This is a genomic window from Aerococcus sp. Group 2, from assembly GCF_905125285.1.
Classification (GTDB): domain Bacteria; phylum Bacillota; class Bacilli; order Lactobacillales; family Aerococcaceae; genus Aerococcus; species Aerococcus urinae_E.
On record NZ_CAJHPA010000001.1, the window covers coordinates 413,093 to 434,339 of the forward strand.

At 39.7% G+C, this 21,247-nt stretch carries 17 protein-coding genes and 1 other annotated feature; of the genes, 4 read left to right on the forward strand and 13 right to left on the reverse strand.

The genetic code is table 11. The features are described from left to right. Positions 1-28 precede the first annotated feature (28 nt). The 12 genes from JFU01_RS01800 to tig all read right to left on the reverse strand — a co-directional run bounded on the left by JFU01_RS01800 (position 29) and on the right by tig (position 14,765). The gene (locus JFU01_RS01800) at positions 29-1,108 is read right to left on the reverse strand and encodes a carbamoyl phosphate synthase small subunit (protein ID WP_195855614.1); all 1,080 of its coding nucleotides are present in this window, start codon (positions 1,106-1,108) and stop codon (positions 29-31) included. A gap of 284 nt (positions 1,109-1,392) precedes the next feature. Next, the gene (locus tag JFU01_RS01805; RefSeq protein ID WP_195855615.1) at positions 1,393-2,064 is read right to left on the reverse strand and encodes an amino acid ABC transporter ATP-binding protein; all 672 of its coding nucleotides are present in this window, start codon (positions 2,062-2,064) and stop codon (positions 1,393-1,395) included. 27 nt (positions 2,065-2,091) lie between these two features. Then, on the reverse strand, positions 2,092-3,585 hold the full coding sequence (locus JFU01_RS01810; protein WP_195855616.1) for an ABC transporter permease subunit: 1,494 nt from the start codon (positions 3,583-3,585) through the stop codon (positions 2,092-2,094). A 55-nt stretch (positions 3,586-3,640) separates the two neighbouring features. Beyond that, positions 3,641-3,853, reverse strand: a binding site (T-box leader). A 72-nt stretch (positions 3,854-3,925) separates the two neighbouring features. Further along, positions 3,926-4,447, reverse strand: a complete 522-nt coding sequence (gene mreD / locus JFU01_RS01815) for a rod shape-determining protein MreD (protein ID WP_060778159.1) — start codon at positions 4,445-4,447, stop codon at positions 3,926-3,928. Positions 4,448-4,461: 14 nt separating this feature from the next. Beyond that, on the reverse strand, positions 4,462-5,400 hold the full coding sequence (mreC, locus tag JFU01_RS01820; RefSeq protein WP_070558023.1) for a rod shape-determining protein MreC: 939 nt from the start codon (positions 5,398-5,400) through the stop codon (positions 4,462-4,464). A gap of 247 nt (positions 5,401-5,647) precedes the next feature. Further along, a complete protein-coding gene (locus JFU01_RS01825) occupies positions 5,648-6,382 on the reverse strand; it encodes an amino acid ABC transporter ATP-binding protein (protein ID WP_111822379.1) in 735 nt (244 codons plus the stop codon). A gap of 229 nt (positions 6,383-6,611) precedes the next feature. Continuing rightward, positions 6,612-7,976, reverse strand: a complete 1,365-nt coding sequence (locus tag JFU01_RS01830; RefSeq protein ID WP_195855617.1) for an aspartate kinase — start codon at positions 7,974-7,976, stop codon at positions 6,612-6,614. Positions 7,977-8,159: 183 nt separating this feature from the next. Next, the gene (gene rpoD / locus JFU01_RS01835) at positions 8,160-9,365 is read right to left on the reverse strand and encodes an RNA polymerase sigma factor RpoD (protein WP_195855618.1); all 1,206 of its coding nucleotides are present in this window, start codon (positions 9,363-9,365) and stop codon (positions 8,160-8,162) included. Continuing rightward, positions 9,366-11,231: a DNA primase gene (gene dnaG, locus JFU01_RS01840; protein WP_195855619.1), complete on the reverse strand. Its 1,866-nt coding sequence runs from the start codon at positions 11,229-11,231 to the stop codon at positions 9,366-9,368. 111 nt (positions 11,232-11,342) lie between these two features. Next, complete coding sequence (gene yihA / locus JFU01_RS01845; RefSeq protein WP_070558032.1) at positions 11,343-11,945, reverse strand: ribosome biogenesis GTP-binding protein YihA/YsxC; 603 nt, start codon at positions 11,943-11,945, stop codon at positions 11,343-11,345. Positions 11,946-12,114: 169 nt separating this feature from the next. Beyond that, a complete protein-coding gene (clpX, locus tag JFU01_RS01850) occupies positions 12,115-13,371 on the reverse strand; it encodes an ATP-dependent Clp protease ATP-binding subunit ClpX (protein WP_195855620.1) in 1,257 nt (418 codons plus the stop codon). Between the two features lie 113 nt (positions 13,372-13,484). Continuing rightward, on the reverse strand, positions 13,485-14,765 hold the full coding sequence (tig, locus tag JFU01_RS01855; RefSeq protein WP_195855621.1) for a trigger factor: 1,281 nt from the start codon (positions 14,763-14,765) through the stop codon (positions 13,485-13,487). Positions 14,766-15,058: 293 nt separating this feature from the next. Between tig and recU the strand changes: the two genes are divergently transcribed. Both recU and JFU01_RS01865 read left to right on the forward strand, forming a co-directional pair. After that, the gene (gene recU, locus JFU01_RS01860) at positions 15,059-15,667 is read left to right on the forward strand and encodes a Holliday junction resolvase RecU (protein ID WP_195855622.1); all 609 of its coding nucleotides are present in this window, start codon (positions 15,059-15,061) and stop codon (positions 15,665-15,667) included. Positions 15,668-15,725: 58 nt separating this feature from the next. Continuing rightward, positions 15,726-18,143, forward strand: a complete 2,418-nt coding sequence (locus tag JFU01_RS01865) for a transglycosylase domain-containing protein (protein WP_230086927.1) — start codon at positions 15,726-15,728, stop codon at positions 18,141-18,143. Between the two features lie 369 nt (positions 18,144-18,512). On the opposite strand, the gene JFU01_RS01870 is transcribed toward JFU01_RS01865, so the two are convergent. Further along, positions 18,513-19,673: an ATP-grasp domain-containing protein gene (locus tag JFU01_RS01870; protein ID WP_195855624.1), complete on the reverse strand. Its 1,161-nt coding sequence runs from the start codon at positions 19,671-19,673 to the stop codon at positions 18,513-18,515. Between the two features lie 165 nt (positions 19,674-19,838). Between JFU01_RS01870 and JFU01_RS01875 the strand changes: the two genes are divergently transcribed. Then, positions 19,839-20,807 carry an alpha/beta hydrolase gene (locus tag JFU01_RS01875; protein WP_195855625.1) on the forward strand — a complete coding sequence of 323 codons (969 nt, stop codon included), beginning with the start codon at positions 19,839-19,841 and terminating at the stop codon, positions 20,805-20,807. Positions 20,808-20,812: 5 nt separating this feature from the next. Then, positions 20,813-21,247 carry a BlaI/MecI/CopY family transcriptional regulator gene (locus JFU01_RS01880; protein ID WP_195855626.1) on the forward strand — a complete coding sequence of 145 codons (435 nt, stop codon included), beginning with the start codon at positions 20,813-20,815 and terminating at the stop codon, positions 21,245-21,247.

The window sequence follows — 21,247 nt, forward strand, 5'->3', positions numbered from 1 at the left end:
TCTAACTCACTGATTAGATTTAAATAGACTATTTTGTTTGTTTACTTTCTTCGATTAACTTTAAGAAGCTGTCAAATAGATATCCAGCGTCATGAGGCCCAGGGCAAGCATCGGGATGATACTGAACCGAAAAGGCGGGGTACTTTTTGTGCCGAAGCCCTTCGACAGTATGGTCATTAATCTCTTCATGGGTGATTTCGAGGTCTGCTGGTAAATCTTCTCGACTGACAGCATAACCGTGGTTTTGACTAGTAAAATGAATTTGACCAGTCGCAAGTTCCCTAACGGCATGGTTAAAACCACGGTGACCAAATTTCATTTTATAAGTTTTGGCCCCGTTAGCCTTTGAAAACAGTTGATGGCCCATGCAGATTCCAAATAAGGGATAACGCTTCTCTAATTCGCGGATGGTGTCTAATGCTTCAGGAAGATCATCAGGGTCACCAGGCCCATTGGATAAGACAATTCCATCAGGAGCTAAGGCGGTAATTTCCTCTAAGCTGGTATCATATGGAACCACGGTCACCTGACAATTGCGCTTGGATAATTCAGCTAAGATTGAGTGTTTTAAACCAAAGTCCATCACGATCACCCGGTAACCTTGACCAGGAATCGGATAGGCCGCTTGGGTAGAGACTTTTTGAATTAATTTTCGATCAAGCTCTGTATTCCTTAGGACTGCTAATAAATCACTCAAAGGCTCATCTTTACTGGTTAAGTAAGCCTTCATAACCCCATGCTTGCGGATTTTCTTGGTTAATAAACGAGTGTCGATACCAGCTAGGCCAGGAATTTTTTTCTGTTTTAAGAAAGTATCGAGATTCATTTGAGACTTCCAATGACTGGGGCGTCTAGCCCACTCATGAACAATGACACCAACACATGAAGGATTTAAGGATTCATAGTTATCATAATTAATCCCATAGTTACCAATTAAGGGATAAGTAAAGGTCAATAATTGACCAGCATAAGATTGGTCAGTAATGGATTCTTGATAACCAGACATTCCAGTATTAAAGACCAGCTCACCAATCACCTCTTTATCGTAACCAAAGCCTTCTCCTTCAAAGACACTACCATCTTCTAAAATTAATCTCTTTTTTGTCATTTCTTATCCTTTCGTTAGCTCTCACAGGAGCCTTTTAACGCCTATTTATAGTCGATAGGAACTGAATTAGCCTCTTTTATCCACTTTTTTCCACTAAAAAAGCCTCCTATACAAGGAGGCTCGACGAAAAGACTAGTCATGTATAGACTAATCCCTTTTTTATATAAGTCTCCTTGCCTGCCTCACGGGACAGGTTTAAAGGCAAATTCAATTTTTTATACTATAGCACAATCTTTGATTACTTGGCAATCATTTTCCAAAAAATAATAAGTAATTAAGATGGCTTATTTAAATTCTTCAGAAGAAACAATCCGGGTACCAAAATCTTCTCCAAATTGAGTATCGTGGGTAACCACTAAAATGCCCTTACCTTGTTTAGCGATAGCTTGAACTAACTTTCCTACCTGATTAGCGGACTCGCGGTCAAGGGCTGAAGTCGGTTCATCAAAACAAATGATCTCTGGTGACAGCATCATGGCTCTAGCAATGGCAACCCTTTGCTTTTGCCCCCCTGACAAGGTAGATGGATAGGCATTGGCCTTATCTTTTAGGCCCACGCTATCTAGTAAAAACATGGCCTGATCGAGCAAGTCGGACTTTGGTGCTAACTTTTGAGCGATAGGTGCTTCTAAGACATTGTCTAATACTGTAAAATTAGGAAACAATTGATAATTTTGAAAAACCATACCGATGGCGTTTTGATAACGGCGTTGACTGGTCTTATCACTGTATTGAACCCCTTGGGAAGTCTCTTGGCAGAGGACCCGGTCCCCAATGGCGATATTCCCTTGGTCACATTTTTCTAAGTTATTGATCAAACGCATAAATGTCGTTTTCCCGGTTCCAGATGGGCCCAGTAAAATAACAATTTCTCCTGGATCAATCCGGCAGTTAAATTGATCAATCACTATATTACCGTTGTAAGCTTTTTTTAAATTAGAAACTATTAAGGCCATTAAAATCCCTCCTCTTTCATCACTGGACTACCAGCTCACCCGATATTCAATTCTACGCAAGGCAAGGGTCACAAAGGCAGTGAAGATTAAATAGAACACCCCACAAACCAGATAAGGAATAATGGTTGCATAGGTGTTAGCAGCAATCGAACCAGCCCGTAACAATTCTCCAAGGCCAATCACATAAACTAATGAAGTATCCTTAACTAAGGCAATCACTTCATTGCCGACAGATGGTAGGGTTATTTTCATCACTTGGGGTAAAATGATGCGACGAAAGCCCCTTTGCCAGCCAATCCCTAAGACTTTGATACTTTCATATTGTCCTTGGGGTACGGAAGTAATCCCACCCCGGAAAATTTCCGCAAAATAAGCGGCATAATTTATCACAAAGGCAATAAGGGCTGCGGTAAAGCGATCCAAATTAATTCCTAAATAAGGTAGGCCGAAGAAAACCATCATCAGTTGTAACATGAGCGGACTCCCTCGCATAATGAAGACATAGCCTTCAATTAACCATTGAATCAGTTTAGGGCTAAAGACCCGCATAATGGCGATAAGAAAACCTAATGGGAGACTAAGTGCCAGTACCAAGGCAAACAAGACAAGGGTTAATTTAAAACCACTCCATAGAGAGGGAAGGATTTTTTGAATAATATTCTCTTGGCTAGCCACTTGGCGGTTTTCTCCAAACCATTTGGCGACAATTTCATCATATTTTCCGTTAGCCTTTACTTGGTCAAGACCTTGGTCGATCATTGTCTTAAGACCGTTAGCAGATTTTCGCATCGCGACTGCCATTTGCTCAGGCTCCTTACTGGGGTCCACGAAGGAGTCATATTTTTCTTCCCCACGAACCTCCATAATATAGTGGCCATAAGTATAATCAGTGACCACAGCATCCACACGACCGGAATCTAAATCAGCAAAAACCTCGTTATAACTTGAATAGAGAACCGGTTTTTGCGCCAATTTTTGGTAGAGTTGATTGGGCCAGCCCTTAATATCTTCAGCTGTCGTCGAGCCAGACTGGGTCGATATCGTTTTTCCAGCTAAATCAGAAAGTTCCTTGATTGGGCTTCCCTTTTTAGTAATTACGATATTAGGACTTTCAAAATAAGGCTGTGAAAAGAGCATCTGTTCTTCTCTTTCAGGGGTAATTCCAACACCATTCCAAAGCAAGTCAATATTACCACTATTCAATTCGGTTTCTTTCATTGCCCAATCAATCGGCTGAAAGTCGAGCTCCCAGCCGTAAATCTCAGCAATAGCTTGGGCTAAGTCAATGTCAAAACCAACAATTTCATTTTGCCCATTACGGAATCCCATGGGAGCAAAGGTATCATCTAGGCCGATGACAACCTTATCGCCTCTTTTTGGTCCCTCTTCAACAGATTCCATCCGTTCTTGAGGAGCTGCCTCTTCAGCTTCAACATGGTGGTTTGCCACCAACCCCAAAATAGTAACTAAAGCAATAACCATAACTATCCAAGACTTTTTCAAGTCGAATCCTGCTATCATGACAAACTCCTCCTTTTCTTTTAATAAAAAATAAAACGCCCTCTTCGTTTAAAACGAAAAGGACGCTTTCGTGGTTCCACCTTTTTTCGCAACTATCTCACAATAATTGCCTCATGATGTTAGTAACATCGCGATGTAACGCTCGCTAAGCGAATAGCCTTTTAAACTATTGACTCCTGGGTGTGTAGCTAAAGTTTCTTTGTCTGTTTCCACCAGCCAGACTCTCTTTAAAAGAAAGGTTTTAGCCTCTTCCATTCACTGTCATTATGATATTAATTTTCATTATACTGATATTATTAGTATTTAGCAAGATTTATTTATTTTTAAAACCCAATAAGGATCAGCCCTTGACCCAATTTACTAAGCGATAAATCACCAGGTTGAGCAGAAAAATCATTAAACTATTAAATAATAGGGAGGGACCTAAAAAGCTAGCTAAGAACTTAAGATAAGTGTCCCCGTGAATACGTAAGATCCGATAGAGCCAATAAATCACATTGTGATATAAAAGATACATGATCACAGCCCAGACCCAGATGCTATAAAAATTCAAGGGAAAGCGATTTTTTACCTGGTAAGATAAGTAAACGACTGCTGGGAACAGAAATAAATTAATTCCTAGAATTCCGTTATAGTATGAATCATATAGAAAACCAATAATAAAAGCCATCAAGTAAATCGTTCTTGGCTGGTTATAGTATAAGGGAATCAGGGTTAAACTAATCAGTAAAAGACTGGGAATAATTTGATAGGCATAGGTATCCACACTAGCTAGTAAGACGTTGACTAAAGCGCCATCCAGTAAGAAAACAAAAATTAAGAAAACGGGAAGGGTTAAATGATAGCGTATATAATCGAACATATCACTCTCTCCTCCTAATTGGCATGATTACTTGCCCCAGCTTGGCTGGCTTGAGCTTGGTGATTGGCCCCTGGAATTTCTTCAGCCGCATTAGGGTTTTCTGTATCTGGTTCACTTCTTTGAGACATAATCACAAAGACATGACGGATATCATTGAAATTCGCTGCTGGCTCGACATAGACACGTTTAGCTAAAGCAAATTCATCATCTTCCATTTTAGCCACTTTTCCAATGATTAAACCTTCTGGAGAAACGCCTCCCAGACCACTTGTGGTTACCAGATTTCCCTCTTTTATTTTAGCTTCCTTAGGAATTTGATTGACAATTAAGCGGTTATGACTGGAATCGTATTGGTCAATCACCCCATAAAATATCCCATCATCCGATTGGACACCGGCAGCAATTTCCACCGCATCTTCTTGGTCTGAAGTGACTAAGCTCACTTTTGCACTTGTGGGACCAACTTCGGAAACTCGGCCAATGAGGCCTGAGTCAGTCATGACCGACATGTTCTCCTTTACCCCGTTGTTAGAACCTACATCAATAGTCAACTTATCTAACCAATTCTCAGGAGCTCTAGAAATGACTGAAGCTGCAATTACTGTCTTACCAACCAGGGTCGGTTTCAATTTTAAAAGATTGGTCATTTGCTTATTTTCTTCTTTTAAAATGGTATTTTGAGCTTCTAAGCTCTGTAAAGTGGACAGTTGTTTTTTTAATTGCTGGTTTTCCTGATAGGTGTTCTGTAAATTAGTCACAGAATCGCCAAATTGCATGATGGAATTTGTTGGGGTCGATATCAGGCGAGCTACCATTGCAGTAAAGTCATTCACCCAGGTCATGGGTTGGGGTAAACTTTCCTGTCCAAAGGTGGAAAAAGCAATCAGGCTAAGTGAGCTAATAACACTCAATAGCACAACCACAAGTTTTTTATTTTCAAAAAATTGGCGCAATTTGCTCCATCCTTTCCAAGTCGTAAATCAATAGTAGTAATATTGTACCATTCATTAATCAGAATTATAATCATTTCCTGTTTAATTATAATTTTTTTACTATCTCTTGAAAAGCAGGAATTACTAGCCCCATCCATAAAATAAAAGAGAGGCCAGGGTATAGATGCCGCCTCTCTTCTAAATAAAATATTCTTGTCTAAATGACTCCACTAATTCATGCTAACTCCAAGGTCAGCTGTTTTATTGATTAGAGTACCTTTTCTAAGAAATCTTGGGTCCGTTGATGTTTGGGATGATTGAATAGATCTTCTGGTTTACCTGACTCGACAATGTAACCACCATCCATAAACAAGGTACGGTCAGACACTTCTTTAGCAAAGCCCATTTCATGGGTCACAATTACCATAGTCATCCCTTGTCTAGCAAGGTCTTTCATGACTTCTAACACGTCACCAACCATTTCTGGGTCCAAGGCTGAGGTGGGTTCGTCAAATAACATTAAGTCAGGATCCATAGCCAGGGCCCGAGCAATGGCTACCCGTTGTTTTTGACCACCAGATAAGGAATTAGGATAGGCGTCAGCCTTTTCTTTAAGGCCGACACTATCTAATAATTCAAGGGCTTTTTGGTCAGCTTCTTCTTGACTTAATTTATTTAATTGGAGGGGTGCTAGAGTAATATTTTCTTTTACAGTCATATGCGGAAATAGGTTAAATTGTTGGAAAACCATTCCGATATTTTCACGCGCCTTGTCGATATCGATACTTTCATCAGACATATCAATACCATCGACTACCACACTACCCCCATCAATCGTCTCTAAACGATTAATGCATCGCAATAAAGTAGATTTTCCTGAACCCGAAGGACCGATGATGCAGACCACTTCACCTTCGCTGATTTCTAAGTTGATATCTTTGAGAACTTCATTATCATCAAAACTCTTCTTTAGGTTTTGAATCACTACTTTTGCTTGAGCCATGTGAGTAACCCCTTTCATAAGTTAGGCGAATAAAAAAGACTAAAGAATGTCTAATCTTTTTTATCAAAGTATTAGTAACATTTATTGTTACTTACTTTAGCCTATTCCTTCTAAGATAGCAAGCATTTTTTAAAATAAGTGATAAATCAATCCATAAAATTATTATTAGCCAAAACAAATTTGACTTCTTTAGTAGCTTCTCTGTTTATCTTTAAACCTAACAAGTGGCTTAGTCTTCTGCGTCAAAAAATTCATCATAAATTGCCCGTACGGCTTCTGCTTCTTTATTTTCCTTGATACCAAACATCACACTATTTTCGCTAGACCCCTGGTTAATCATTTCTAAATTAATGTTAGCTTGACTGAGGGCCTTAGTCGCCCGGGCGGTAATCCCGATGCTTGATTGCATGGACTCACCAACGATCATCAACAGACAAAGATTTTCTCTTTTTTCTACCTTGTCAGCTGCTGTACGTGTTTGGATCGCTAAAAGCAGTTCATCTAATTCTTTTGCGGAAAGTTGCTCTTCTTTAAAGATAACATCAATATCATCGATCCCTGATACCACGTGCTCTACACTACAGTCGTACTCTTCAAAGACGCTCAACACGCGACGCATGAAGCCCACTTCGCGATTCATCATATATTTTGTAATATAAACAGAAGCAAATCCACCATGGCTAGCGATACCAGCAATTGGCCATTTATTTTCAGTCATTTTCTTCTCCGTAATCATTGTCCCAGGGGCTTCCGGATTATTGGTATTTTTGACTACGACGGGAATGTTTTCTGCAAAAGCAGGATACAATGCCTCGTCATGAACCACAGTAAAGCCTGCATAGGAGAGTTCACGCATTTCTCTATAGGTTAAATTGCTGATTCCAACGGGGTTAGGAACGTGGGCCGGACTAGCGACAAAGATGCTATCAACATCGGTAAAGTTCTCATACATAGAAGCCCCCACTCCATTGGCAACGATAGCTCCGGTAATGTCGCTACCACCACGTGAAAAAGTGACTAACTTACCTTCTTTGGTGTAACCAAAAAAACCAGGAAAAACTAGGATCTCATCACGCTCTTTTAGTTTTGCTAAATTGAGATAGGATTCAGCTAAGACCTTAGCATTGCCGGGTTCATCACTAAGAATCAAACCTGCTTCACCAGGGTTGATGTAGCTCGCATTCAAGCCACAAGTTCTGAAATAGGCCGCGATTAATTTAGCGTTATTATCCTCCCCACTCGCTTTGAGGGCATCGATAAAGTATTCCGGTTGACTTTTATCCATATTGAGAATGTCATTTAAAGATTTTTTGATTTCATCAATGACTGGCTCTTGTATTTCTAAGGCTTCTGCCATATCGCGATACCTTTCAACGATCTCCTTGTAGGTTTGGGAGGTATCCACGCTGCCATTTAGTGTCTGTGAGGCCAACTCTATTAATAAATCAGTCACTTTTATATCCCCATCAAAACGCTTTCCAGGTGCAGAAACAATAATAATTTTTCGGTCCTTATCACTCGCGATGATATTCTTCACTTTTTTTATTTGCTTATCATTAGCTAGAGAGCTACCACCGAATTTTACTACTTTCACTAAGACATCTCTTCCTTCTAGAATGAACTAATTGATCTAAAGATAGCATGATTAATAATTGGATTCAACAGTGATCATTTTCCTTTCAATTGTGATCTATATAAACGAAGGATAAAATAAAGGCATTCAAGCGTTGGAAAGCGATCCAACATTTGAATGCCATTACTGTTATCAGAGTTGCTTTTAGTCTTCTAGAAAATCTTTTAATTGTTTGAGACGACTTGGGTGGCGTAATTTACGTAAGGCCTTGGCTTCAATTTGACGGATTCTTTCTCGAGTCACCCCAAATTGTTGTCCAACTTGTTCTAAGGTTTTGGTTTGACCATCTTCTAAACCGAAACGAAGACGTAAGACATTTTCTTCCCGATCAGTTAAAGTATCCAGCACTTCATTGAGTTGTTCTTTTAACAATTCCTGATTGGTATATTCATCCGGCTGCATGGCATCATTGTCTTCAATAAAATCGCCAAGATGGGAATCATCTTCTTCACCAATAGGGGTTTCCAAGGAAACTGGTTCTTGTGAGATTTTCATAATGTTTCTCACTTTTTCAGTAGGTAGGTCCATTTCCGCACCAATTTCTTCTGGCGTGGGTTCGCGACCGAGTTCTTGGAGTAATTGCCGTTGAATGCGGACTAATTTATTAATAGTCTCCACCATATGTACCGGAATACGAATGGTACGGGCTTGGTCAGCGATCGAACGGGTAATCGCTTGACGAATCCACCAAGTGGCATAAGTGGAAAATTTGAAACCCTTGGTATAATCAAATTTTTCTACTGCCTTCATTAAGCCCATATTACCTTCTTGGATCAGGTCTAAAAATGACATTCCTCTACCGACATAACGTTTAGCAATCGACACGACTAAACGGAGATTGGCTTCGGCCAGCTCTTGCTTGGCTACTGGATCTCCGGCTTCAATTCTTTTGGCAAGGGACACCTCTTCATCAGCTGTCAGTAAGTCTACTCGGCCAATTTCTTTAAGATACATACGTACAGGATCGTTAGTTTTTACCTTTGAACTCGTTGAAGAAGCCGACTTATTAGTATCTTTTTTGTCTTTTTTATCTTTCTTCTTAGTTTTTTCTTCTTCATCTAAGATTTGATCAATATCTTTTTCAGTTTCTTCATCGTCCTCTTGCATCTTAAGCGCTTCATTTTGTAACTGACGGTTGGTTGGGCCTCCGTCTTCATCAACAACGGCTACGCCACCGTCTTCAAATTTTTCAATAAGCTGATCCATTTGTTCATCATTCAAAGAATAGGGTTGAGCAATTTTATCACTTAACTCAGTATATAAAATAGAGCCCAATATTTTCTTCTCATTAAGTAATTCTTGACTGGCTTGTTTTAAAGTTTTTTCCTGCTTGTCGGTCGTTTTGCTCAATTAAATCTCTCCTGACTTCTTTTTTGACAGTTTCATTTGTCGCAATATTTGTATTCTCTGTTGATTTAAATCGCTAATTTTAGCATAATCATTAATTTGCTTAGCATTCGCTATATCCCGGTTGATCTGCCTAATTTGGTCCTGATAATGACTCTTTTCTTTTATTTGATAAATTAAATCGCTAATTTCCTGACCAGTACACTCAGGGGGAAGATTCATCGCCTGAGCGTCAATAACGATCCGCCTATCAGCATCAGAGCGAAGGGTCTGATAAAAATTCCCAATATCAATACTTTCACCTTCACTTTGCCGGTAGGCCCATAGTAAAAGATAGACACTTTCAATACTACTACTTTCGAAATGAAAGTTTCCATCAATATTTTTGATTAAATACCAAGCATTCTCAGAAGTTAGTAGGCGGTTAAGTAATTGTAACTCAAAGCGCTGTAAACTGGAATATTTTTTTAAGGGGAATTTATCCAGTTGAGCTTCTTCTTCCTCACGGCTAACTTCAGAAAACTGCTCTTCTCGCTGCCCGGTCTCCTGCTCAAAGTGGAGTTGGGCTTGAAGCGAACGTTTATCAACCCCAGTGTCTTCACTCAATTCCTGTAAGTAGACATCTTGCTCAATAGTGGAGGATAAGCGGCTAATAACAGCTAGCATGGCCTTGATGTATTGGATTTTCCCCTGATCATTTGCTAAAGAAAACTCTTGTTGATAAAAGTGCCGGTAGAAAGCAATCGGCGTCATTCTTTGCTCTTGGATAAATTGCTGGTAGCGTTGTTCACCATAGCGACCAATAAATTCATCAGGATCCATCCCACTTGGAAACATGAGCAGGTTAACTCGCATACTAGGACTTTGCTGGGCTATGTGTTCAAGCGCCCGCTTACTTGCCTTTAAACCGGGTTTGTCACCATCATAAGCGAGTAAAAGTTGTCGTGAGCTGCGGTAGAGGACTTGAATCTGACGATCAGTTAAACTGGTCCCCAAAGAAGCGACGCCATGCTTGACCCCGGCCTGGTAGGAATGAATGACATCCATAAAGCCTTCAAAAAGAATAATTTCCTTTTCCTTGCGAATGCTATCTTGGGCTAAATCGAGGTTAAATAGAAAATTATTTTTTTGAAAAATCGGTGTTTCTGGACTGTTTAGGTATTTAGCCTGCGAATTTGCGCTATCGGCTTCAAGAATTCTTCCTGAGAAGCCCAAGACATGACTAAATTTATCACGTAAAGGAAATACAATACGACCTCTAAAGCGATCGATTTTTTCCGGACCATCACCCACAAAAATACCACTAGCTACAATTGCTTCACTGTCATACCCCTTATTTTTTACATGGTTGAAAGTTAACTGGCCATCGTAGGGAGACCAACCAATGTGATATTGGACGAGGGTTTCCGTTTTTAACCCCCGGTCTTCTAAATAGGCCAAGGCTTGGTGACCAGCTTTGGTATTCATTAATAAATAATGGTATAAATTTGCCAGCTCTTCATGGATATCGATAAGCGTTTGCTCTTCTTCATTATACTGACGGACACTGGTCCCTGGGTCTAGCTGGTCAAAATTAAAGTCCAACTTAAGATTAGCTAATTGAGCCACTTCTTTTACAGCTTGAGGAAAACTATATCCTTCTAAATCCATTAGGAAATTAAAGACATTGCCGCCTTTACCACAGGAGAAGCACTTATAAAATTGCTTATTAGCTTCTACAGTAAATGAGGGCGTGTTTTCATCGTGAAAGGGACATTTGCCAAAGTAATTTTTTCCTCGCTTTTGAAGATCCACAAACTGACCAATAATATCTAAAATTTCAACATTTTGGCGGACCTGATCAATAACTTCCTCCGGTATAAAGGCCATTGTACCCCCCACTTTCTCCACTGGCTATATCAGAGTAAATTATAGTGAAGATAATTTTTGAATGCAAGATAAGAGCGAAAATATTGTCAGATATTTCTTTTCAAACAATAGCTATTCATCATAGTCTCCAGCCAATAAGGCATTGATGACTTCCCATGCCTCATCACGCCCCTCACGGTTGGCAGAAGAATAAGGTAAAATTTGATCTTCAGTCACCAGGTCTAAATCTTCTTTTATAGCTTGCAGGTGGTTATGCCATTGATTTTTCTTCACCTTATCCGCCTTAGTCGCAATAATAAAATACGGTACCTGACATTGGTCAAGAAAATCTTTCATATTGATATCATCTTTACTAGGCCGGTGTCTAAAATCTACCAAAAGAAAGACGGCTTCTAAATTTTCCCGTTGGATAAAATAATCTGCCAGTTGTTTTTGCCAGCGGCTTCGCTCCGTTTTACTTACTTTTGCGTATCCATAGCCAGGAACGTCAACTAAGTAAAGACTATTATCAAGATTATAATAATTTAACTGCTGGGTCTTCCCAGGCTTACTGGAAATACGAGCAATCTTTTTATGGTTGGTCATCGTATTAATGAAACTGCTCTTCCCCACATTGGACCGACCAGCTAAAGCAATTTCTGGGCGGTCAGGAACAGGGTATTGTTTAGGACTGGCGGCGCTTAGCATAAATTCAATATTCTGTGCTTGTATCATGAGCTACTCCTTACGTTATAAAACAGACTTAGGCGAGCTTGAGATTATTATTTAAAAGTAAATTTCCCTAGCTAATTACAGGCTTAGGCGTCTTATGGCTTGCTTAAATAAGGGACTGCATTGAGAAAGAGGCTGTGACTCTTGTCACAGCCCCTCTTCAATTAATTCATTAGGCAATTAACTGACCATCTTGGTCATAGAGTTCGGGACTTGCATGATCTTTAACGACTTCTTCAGTAATGATAACCTTAGAAACATCTTCACGACTAGGAATATCATACATCACTTCTAACATCGATTCTTCAATAATGGACCTTAATCCCCGCGCCCCAGTTTTACGGTCAATAGCTTTTTGAGCAATGGCCCGTAAGGAGTCATCAGTAAATTCTAACTGAACATTATCCATGGCTAATAACTGTTTATATTGCTTAATCAAAGCATTCTTAGGTTCTGTCAGGATACGTTCCAAGTCTTCCTCATTCAATTCATCTAAACTAGCAATAATGGGTAAACGCCCGATAAATTCCGGAATTAAACCATATTTTTGTAAGTCTTCAGGAATCACCTGCGTCATGAGGTCATGCTTTTCAGCTTTTGTCGTCTGAGTTGCTTGAAAACCAATTACCTTATGGCCAGTACGTTCCTTAATGATATTTTCAATTCCATCGAAAGCCCCACCTACAATAAATAGGATATTAGTAGTATCGATTTGGATGAACTCTTGATGAGGATGTTTACGTCCACCTTGAGGAGGAACATTAGCAACGGTTCCTTCTAGAATTTTCAGGAGGGCCTGTTGAACTCCTTCACCACTGACATCGCGGGTAATAGATACATTTTCCGCCTTGGTTGCTATTTTATCAATTTCATCAATATAGATAATACCTTGTTGAGCTTTATCCACATCAAAATCAGCTGCTTGTAGCAGTTTTAAGAGAATATTCTCAACGTCCTCTCCAACATAACCTGCTTCAGTTAAACTCGTGGCATCCGCAATAGCAAAGGGTACTTTCAATATGCGGGCTAGCGTTTGAGCTAAGTAAGTTTTCCCTGAACCAGTTGGACCAACTAATAAGATATTACTTTTTTGTAATTCTACATTATCTTCGTCTTGATTCTTAATTTGATTGCTGTTAATACGTTTATAGTGATTATAAACGGCCACAGATAAAGCCTTTTTGGCATCTGTTTGTCCAATCACGTAATCATCCAAAATTTGACGGATTTCAGTTGGCTTAGGAGGGTTCACGATAAACTCTTCGTTATCTGATTGAACGTTTAAGTCATCTTCAATAATTTCTTGACAGAGTTTCACACATTCATCACAGATATAAACATCCGGTCCTGCAATTAACTTGGTCACTTGGTCTTGTGACTTTCCACAAAAGGAACAATGGATATTGCTATCGTTATCGTCATTAAACATTCTACGCATTCCTCCTTCTCTATCTAATGTATTGTGACAAAAAACGAGTGTGAAGTCAATTAATGCGACCTCCCACTCGATTTCTGACCTATTTTTGAAAATAGCTGTTCAGATTATTTTTCTTTAGCTGTTGAGGTAATTAAGTTCATGGCTTGTTTTAATTCAATGTCATGTTTGAGCATATCTTCAGTGACCACGTTCTTAACGGCTTCAACTTCCATATTATAGGTTTCTGCTAGGTTTTCAATTTCCTTAGCGATATCCTCTTCACTCACTTCAATGTTTTCTTCAGCAATGATTTGTTCTAATAATAAATTAGTTTTTACCCGGGTATCTGCGTCTTCAGCAAATTGTTGACGTAAGTCTTCTTCAGAAGTACCGGTTAATTGATAGAACATTTCAGGGCTAATCCCTTGACGTTGCATTTCATTCAAGTAGTGGTCTAGTTGACGGTTAACTTCTTCATCGATCATTGCTTGAGGAACAGAAGAAAATTCAGCGTTGTCAACAGCTTGACGGATTGCTTGGTCTTCCACTTGTTCATCAGCTTGTTGGTCTTTAGCTTCTTGAAGTTGATCACGATACTTAGCCTTCAATTCGTCTAAGCTTTCAACCTCGTCATCCACGTCTTTAGCAAATTCATCATCGAGTTCTGGAACTGATTTTTCTTTTACTTCATGAACTTTCACTTTAAAAATAGCGTCTTGACCAGCTAGATCTTCAGCGTGGTATTCTTCTGGGAAAGTGACTTTTACTTCTACTTCATCTCCAGATTTTGAACCCACTAATTGGTCTTCAAAGCCAGGAATGAAGGAATTTGATCCTAATTCCAAGGAGTGATTTTCTGCGCTACCCCCGGCAAAGTTTTCCCCATCAACAGAACCTTCATAGTCAATCACAACGGTGTCGCCTTCTTGAGCTTCTCCTTCTTTAATGGAAAGTTCTGCTAAGTTTTCTTGGGCTTGTTTCAAGCGGTTATCCACATCTTCATCAGTTACTTCACGGTCTTGTTTATCAACACTTAAGTCCTTGTAATCGCCTAAAGAAACTGAAGGCTTGGTGGCTACTTCAGCTTTTAATTCCCAAGAACCACCCTTGTGCATTTTTTCCACATCAAATTTAGGTTGGCCTACAACATCCAAATCAGCTTCTTTTACGGCATTAGCGTAAGCTTGTGGTAAGGCATAGTTTAAAGCATCTTCATATAAGGCTTCTTCACCAATCATTTTAACAAAAACTGGGTAACTCACTTTACCTTTACGGAAACCAGGAATATTAACTTTTCCTTTAACCCGGTTGTATGCTTGTTTTAAAGCTTTTTGAGCATCTTCTTTAGAAACGGTAAAGTGTAAAACACCTTCATTTGTCGCTGTTTCTTCAAATTTTACTGACATGCGGTCATTCCCCTAACTATAAATAAATTTCTAAATCAAGAATTAATCCTTAAGATTAATCTACACGTTCAGATATATTACACTAATTCCGGGGCTTTGTCCAATTTATCGCAAAATAATTCTTATCCATTGCAATTTTACAGGCTAGTCTTTAATATCTTTAGTTGCATATCCATACTGTGCATTTGATAAAAAGATTGCCTATATTATAATTATATTAAATAGGGGATGTATTTCTCTTAATAATGCCAATTTTTGCTATAATAAATTAATGGTTTGAGAGGAGGTAGGTCATGTATTATCCCAACGGGAAGAAATACCATAAAGCTCCCTCGCTAAATAAGCATTCAAGACGTCAGCCAAAGACAATTTATGCTAAAAGAGGCATGTTGCTAGAAGACATGTTAAATGATTCCAATGCCTGGTATTTATCTCATGACTTGGCAGTTATCCATAAAAAGCCAACGCCTATACAAGTGGTGCATGTCGATTATCCCAATCGTCAACATGCTAAAATCACTGAGGCCTACTATCGACAAGCCTCAACCACAGATTATAATGGGGTCTACCAAGGTAGGTATATTGATTTTGAAGCCAAGCAAACGAAAACAAAAACCCGTTTTCCCCTCAATAACTTCCATGACCATCAGATTAAACACATGGAAAAATGTAGTCAGCAAGGAGGTATAAGTTTTGTTATCTTACATTTCACCACCTTGTCGCAAAGCTATCTATACCCGCTTAGTGCTTTATTAGAGGACTGGCAAGCTTTTCAAGAGGGGCAAAAAGCTTCAATTAGTCTCAAACGCGTCAAAAACCATGGTTATTTGATTAAAGTCGGATACCAACCTCCCCTCGATTATTTAGCTGCTCTGGATAAGTATTTACAAAATAACAATTAAAAAGGAAGTGACTCTTTTGTCTACTCATTATCCCCATAATAGAAGGCGCACCTCTAGCTTGAATAAAGAGGAAAAGACACGACAAAGAAAAAATAATAATTTTAACAATAAGCCCTTGTGGCAGAAAATATTACTGATTGGCCTTGGTGCTGTGGGCAGTGTCTTTATAATTTTAGCTATTATTGCCCTGATCTGGATTGCCCAAGCACCAGAAATTAATGAAGGTGATTTGCAAGGCTCAGTGGCCTCTGTCGTATATGATAACCAAGGAAACGAAGTTTTTGAAACCAGCCAAAATGAGCGAATTATTGTAGAAGGCGATGAAATCTCTCAAGAAACCTTTGACGCAGTGACATCAATCGAAGATCGTCGCTTTCTTAAACACCGCGGTGTCGACCCTATTCGTATTATGGGTTCCTTATTTGCCAATCTAAGAGCAGGTGGGATTGCCCAAGGCGGTTCTACCCTTACCCAACAATTAGTGAAACTATCTGTTTTCTCTACAAATGAATCAGATCGAACCTATAAGAGAAAGGTCCAAGAGTTATGGTTGGCCCTACAGTTAGAATCACAATTTTCTAAACAGGAAATTTTTGAATACTACATTAATAAGGTTTATATGGCTAATGGTGTCTACGGTATTGGAACCGCCGCAAATATCTATTATGGCAAGCCTTTAACTGAGCTGAGCCTAGATCAAACTGCGCTTTTAGCTGGGATGCCGCAAGCACCAAATGAATACGATCCTTACCATAATCCTGATAGGGCAAAAGAGCGTCGCGATACCGTGCTCTACACGATGTTAGATAATGACACCATTACTCAAGAAGAGTACCAAGAAGCGATTAGCCAACCGATTGATCACGGTTTACTCCCGCTTAGCGAACAGATTGATACTAATAATCAACAGAAATTGATGCTGGACTCCTATATTCAGCAAGTCGCTGCCGACGTTAAAGCGGCGGGCTATGACCTTTACTCCGATGGTTTAAAAGTCTATACCCACCTGGATATGCAAGCACAAACTTTCCTACATCAAACTGCTGAAGATAACAATGGTTTACTTTTCGATAATGATAATATCCAAACAGCGGTCTCCGTTCTAGATACCAGCAATAGTCATATCATTGCCCTATTCGGGGGTCGCCACTTAGAAAATCAATTGGGCCTTAACCGAGCTACCCAGTTAAATCGTAGTGTCGGTTCATCCATAAAACCTTTATCTGCCTATGGACCTGCCTTTGAATATTTAAATTATTCACCAGGCCAAACTGAAAAAGATGAACCTTATCAATACTCAAGTGGAACCAAGGTTTATAACTGGGACCGTCAATATCAAGGAACCATGACCTTAAGAACAGCCTTGAAGAACTCAAGAAATATCCCTGCCATCAAAGTCTTCCAGGACGTTGGTCCAGAACGTGCCGACGAATTTCTAAAGAAATTAGGAATTACTTTGAATGATGGCAAAGGTCTGGTTGAATCCAATGCTATCGGTGGGGAAATGACCCCCTTACAATTAAGCGTTGCCTATGCTGCAATGGGGAATAATGGCCAATATAATGAAGCTAAAGCCGTTGATTACTTCATTACTACAGACGGAGAAGAAGTTGATGTTCAAGGTGAATCGCATGAAGCGATGAAAGACTCCACGGCCTACATGCTAACCTCTGTCTTAAAAGATACCTTTAAATCAGGTTTATCTTCCTGGATTCATAATCCTAATATTCATGAGGCAGGTAAAACTGGGACGACCAATTACACGGATGACCAAGTTCGCCAATTGAATATTCCAGCCGGAGCTGTCCCCGATCACTGGGCCAGCGGTTACACCAAAAACCATACAGTAACAGTATGGACTGGGCATGATGAGCCTTACCAGGAAAATGGTTACTTAACGAGAGCTCAACAGCAAATTGCGGATCGCCTATACCGGCAAGTAATGGATCACTTAGAAAGTAGAAATCCAAGTAGCGATTGGACTCAACCTGACTCCGTCCATACAGTTGATTTAATTTTTGGCTCAAAACCACTCCGCTTAGCTAGTCCAGGCGCTGGTCATAGTGTACGAGATTTAGTCAATAATGAATTGTATCAAGAACTTAAGCAAAATTATGGCAGACAAACCACCATCGATATTGACTCCAATTCATACTCTGAAAGTAGCCAAGAAGTCGAAACTTACATTTCAAGAGAGAGTGAAAGTCAAGTCGAAGAAAGTAGTCATTCCGGACTGGAAGAAAGCCACTCAGATAGTGAATTATCTGAGATTGAAGATTCGACCTCAGCTTATCCAAAAGAGGATGCGCCTAGCACAGATCGAGGCAATGAATCAGGTTTACAAAATCCACCTAGAGAAACACCAAGCTCTCAGAGAGAACCTAGTGTGAGTCCAGGAAATAGCCAAGGAGAAGGTTATAGTCGACGGACCATTTACAGGTCGGGAGGCGATAGTGAACTGCCTAATGCTAGTTAAAGTCTAGAAAATCTAATAACGATAAAAGAGCCTGGGACAAAAGTCCCAGGCTCTTTTTAAAACACGAACTATCTATTCAAAACGTGCTCCAAAAGTCAGCCCTGACGTCCACTTCACGAACTATGTGCGATAGTTTTGCAACTATCTACCATAGTTCGCTCCAGTGGTTCAGGGCTCTTCTGACTTTTGTCACACTCTCTTTTTCTGACTTTTAATATTAAAGAGAATTCATCAAAAAAGAGCTGGTGATTTATGGTGGCTCCAATAAGTCGGACTAAGGATCTAACTTTTGGAGTCATTACATTTGAAACCAGCTCTTTTTAGCTCTACTCTTATATTCTCTTTTCTAGCATGAAGCATAAAGTGACGCTAGGCACGGATGTAATCCGTAATTGCTTGACGCTCGTTGTCATTGTCACATAGGATAGCAAATAACTGACTACCTAACAAATCATGGTAGACCTTAGGTAGGTCTTTAACGGCTTTAACATCATTAGCATAGCGTTCCTTAATGTCAGCAATTGAATGTTGGTAATTTTTATCTGCCTGCCTAAATGTCACCACACAATAGCGTGAGTTATTGGGGTTAGCAGGAATTTCTTTGCCTAAAACAACCTTGGCATACATATCATATAAGTCGATACTATGGGCGTAGTCATAGGCATCGTGACCAAAGCCACCGACAGCACGGTTATTATACTCAATACCCAGATAAGAATTATCCGGCATCCGGAAGAATTCGATATGGAAGAAACGCTCCTTAATTCCAAAGGCTTTAACGACATTTTCGCCAATTTCTTTGAGTTTTGGATCGACTTCTTTTTCAATCCAGTAGACCCCATCGCGGTCACCATTGACCCAATCCAAGGTTGGTTCTTCATAGGTTAGACTTCCATACCAAACAATATTACCTTCTTGGTCCAATAAACCATCAAAAGTACATAGCTGTCCACCTTCAATAAACTCTTCCATAAAGTAAGGCGTCGTGTGGTCCCATTGGGCTTCAAATTTTTCCAAATCACCATCGTTATCAATTCGGTAAGTATTACCAGCACCTACCCCAACATCAGGTTTTAAGACAACTGGATAACCTAAGGCCTTAGCTGCCCGCTTCAGACTAACTTTGGTTCTGACTAAACGCCCCTTGGCTACTGGGCACTTAGCCTTCTTAAAGTATTTTTTCATTTCTGATTTGTGTTTTATTTTCTTCAGTTCCTTAGGTTTCATCCCAGTAATATTGAATTGCTCACGTAATTGAGCATCTAGTTCTAGCCAATATTCTTCTTGGGATTCTATCCGGTCGATTGGACCATATTTATGGAAGAAAAAAGCCACTGCCTTCTTCACAGCTAAAGTATCTTCTAAATTATCCACTCGATAATATTCTGTCAGGGCTTCTTTAAGAGACGCCGGTAGAATATCATAGGCTTCACTCCCAATACCTAATACTGTTGCACCATTTTGATGAAGTTTAACAGCGAATTCTTGGAAATTTTGAGGAAAATATGGGGAAATATAGACAAAATTCATAATTATCAAACTCCTTTTAAAATGAGGATTACTACAAGTTAGCTTATTAATAGTTAAATTTACCACGAACACCAATATTAGGCAAGACTATTGTCTGACTAGCCTAACTTTTACCTTCTAAAAATTTTCCTATATAATAGTAGCCACAAGAGAAAGGATTCGACCATGTATCAAGAACATCACAATTTAAAATCTTCCCACCCCGATAAACACCCCTTAGATTACTACAGCTGGACAGCTGACCATCCCGAGGCCATCATACACTACGTGCATGGGATGTCTGAAAGTGCCATCCGCTATCAGCCCATGGGAGAATGGTTTCAGTCTCAAGGCATCACATTCATTGCCCATGATCAAGTTGGGCATGGTCCTTATGCCAAAGCCCATGACGCCCTAGGCTATTTTGGGCCCTATAATATGAAGTTAATTCTGGTAGAAGACCTCTACCGCGTGATTTGCGATGTCAAAGCAGTGAATCCCAATGTCCCTTATTTTCTGATTGGACATTCCATGGGGTCTTTTATCTCTCGGCTTTTTCTACAAAAATATAGTCACATGGTCTCCGGAGCCATTCTCTCCGGTAGCGCCGATCATTCTTTTGTAATTGATTTGGGAAAATTATTGAGCCCCCTATTGACTAAGCTCAGTCGTCCGCAAGCGACCAATTTCTTTTTGCACCGTTTCTTATTTGGTGGTCTTTTTACCCAATTTAAACGCCAGCCTAGTGAGCGCGATTTACGGATCTTGAAATATTGGTACCCTCAACCAGAAAAAGTAGACTATCCCCTGGATGGTTTTCCTTTTACTAATGATGGCTTTTGGCATTTAATTAGGTTAGTCGACTCCGCTACCAAAAAAGGTTGGGCCAAGACGATTGACCCCCATCTCCCCCTATATTTTATGAATGGGGCCAATGATTTTTTACTAGGTCCAAGCAAAAAACTTTCTGGCGCCTACCAGGAATTGGAAGAAGCTCATTTTCAAGATGTCATTTTTCAAATTTATGAAAAACGTGGTCATGAGCTTTTTCTTTATGACAATGAAGAAGTCGTTTACCGTGATATTCTGACTTGGATAAGTCAACATCGTCTGCCCAAACAAGCAAACTCAAGTAATTATTCTCTAAGGAAGTGAAACAGATGACTAAGAAAAACTCCATAACCGACAGTGAGCACCAAGTTCTCCGGGTGATTTGGGCTCAAGGAGTAACCACCAGTCGTTTTGTAATCGATAGCCTCAGCGAAAAGACTGGTTGGAAACCCACAACCATCAAAACCCTCTTACATCGTTTAGTCAATAAAGGCTATCTAGCGACTGAAAAAAAAGGAGGACAGTATCTCTACCATCCTCTAATTTCTGAAGCAAGTAGCCAAGTGGCTGATATTAATAATTTACTCAAGCAACATTGTCGCACCCACGCCGATCAATTAATCATTGACATGATCCAACAAAGTGACCTGGACCAAGGCATGCAAGACAATATTTTCCAAGCCTTGAAGGATAAAGAACTTGTCCCAACTGTCACTTGCCATTGCATCCCTGGCCAATGCGAGTGTCACAAAGATATTGGGTAA

What these genes read in the sequence shown, in the direction of transcription:
- JFU01_RS01800 (WP_195855614.1), bottom strand. Translation starts at nt 1,108, where the DNA reads ATGACAAAAAAGAGATTAATTTTAGAAGATGGTAGTGTCTTTGAAGGA.
- tig (WP_195855621.1), bottom strand. Translation starts at nt 14,765, where the DNA reads ATGTCAGTAAAATTTGAAGAAACAGCGACAAATGAAGGTGTTTTACAC.
- JFU01_RS01875 (WP_195855625.1), top strand. Translation starts at nt 19,839, where the DNA reads ATGTATCAAGAACATCACAATTTAAAATCTTCCCACCCCGATAAACAC.
- JFU01_RS01880 (WP_195855626.1), top strand. Translation starts at nt 20,813, where the DNA reads ATGACTAAGAAAAACTCCATAACCGACAGTGAGCACCAAGTTCTCCGG.
- JFU01_RS01805 (WP_195855615.1), bottom strand. Translation starts at nt 2,064, where the DNA reads ATGGCCTTAATAGTTTCTAATTTAAAAAAAGCTTACAACGGTAATATA.
- dnaG (WP_195855619.1), bottom strand. Translation starts at nt 11,231, where the DNA reads ATGGCCTTTATACCGGAGGAAGTTATTGATCAGGTCCGCCAAAATGTT.
- mreD (WP_060778159.1), bottom strand. Translation starts at nt 4,447, where the DNA reads ATGTTCGATTATATACGCTATCATTTAACCCTTCCCGTTTTCTTAATT.
- JFU01_RS01810 (WP_195855616.1), bottom strand. Translation starts at nt 3,585, where the DNA reads ATGATAGCAGGATTCGACTTGAAAAAGTCTTGGATAGTTATGGTTATT.
- clpX (WP_195855620.1), bottom strand. Translation starts at nt 13,371, where the DNA reads ATGTTTAATGACGATAACGATAGCAATATCCATTGTTCCTTTTGTGGA.
- JFU01_RS01870 (WP_195855624.1), bottom strand. Translation starts at nt 19,673, where the DNA reads ATGAATTTTGTCTATATTTCCCCATATTTTCCTCAAAATTTCCAAGAA.
- recU (WP_195855622.1), top strand. Translation starts at nt 15,059, where the DNA reads ATGTATTATCCCAACGGGAAGAAATACCATAAAGCTCCCTCGCTAAAT.
- JFU01_RS01825 (WP_111822379.1), bottom strand. Translation starts at nt 6,382, where the DNA reads ATGGCTCAAGCAAAAGTAGTGATTCAAAACCTAAAGAAGAGTTTTGAT.
- yihA (WP_070558032.1), bottom strand. Translation starts at nt 11,945, where the DNA reads ATGATACAAGCACAGAATATTGAATTTATGCTAAGCGCCGCCAGTCCT.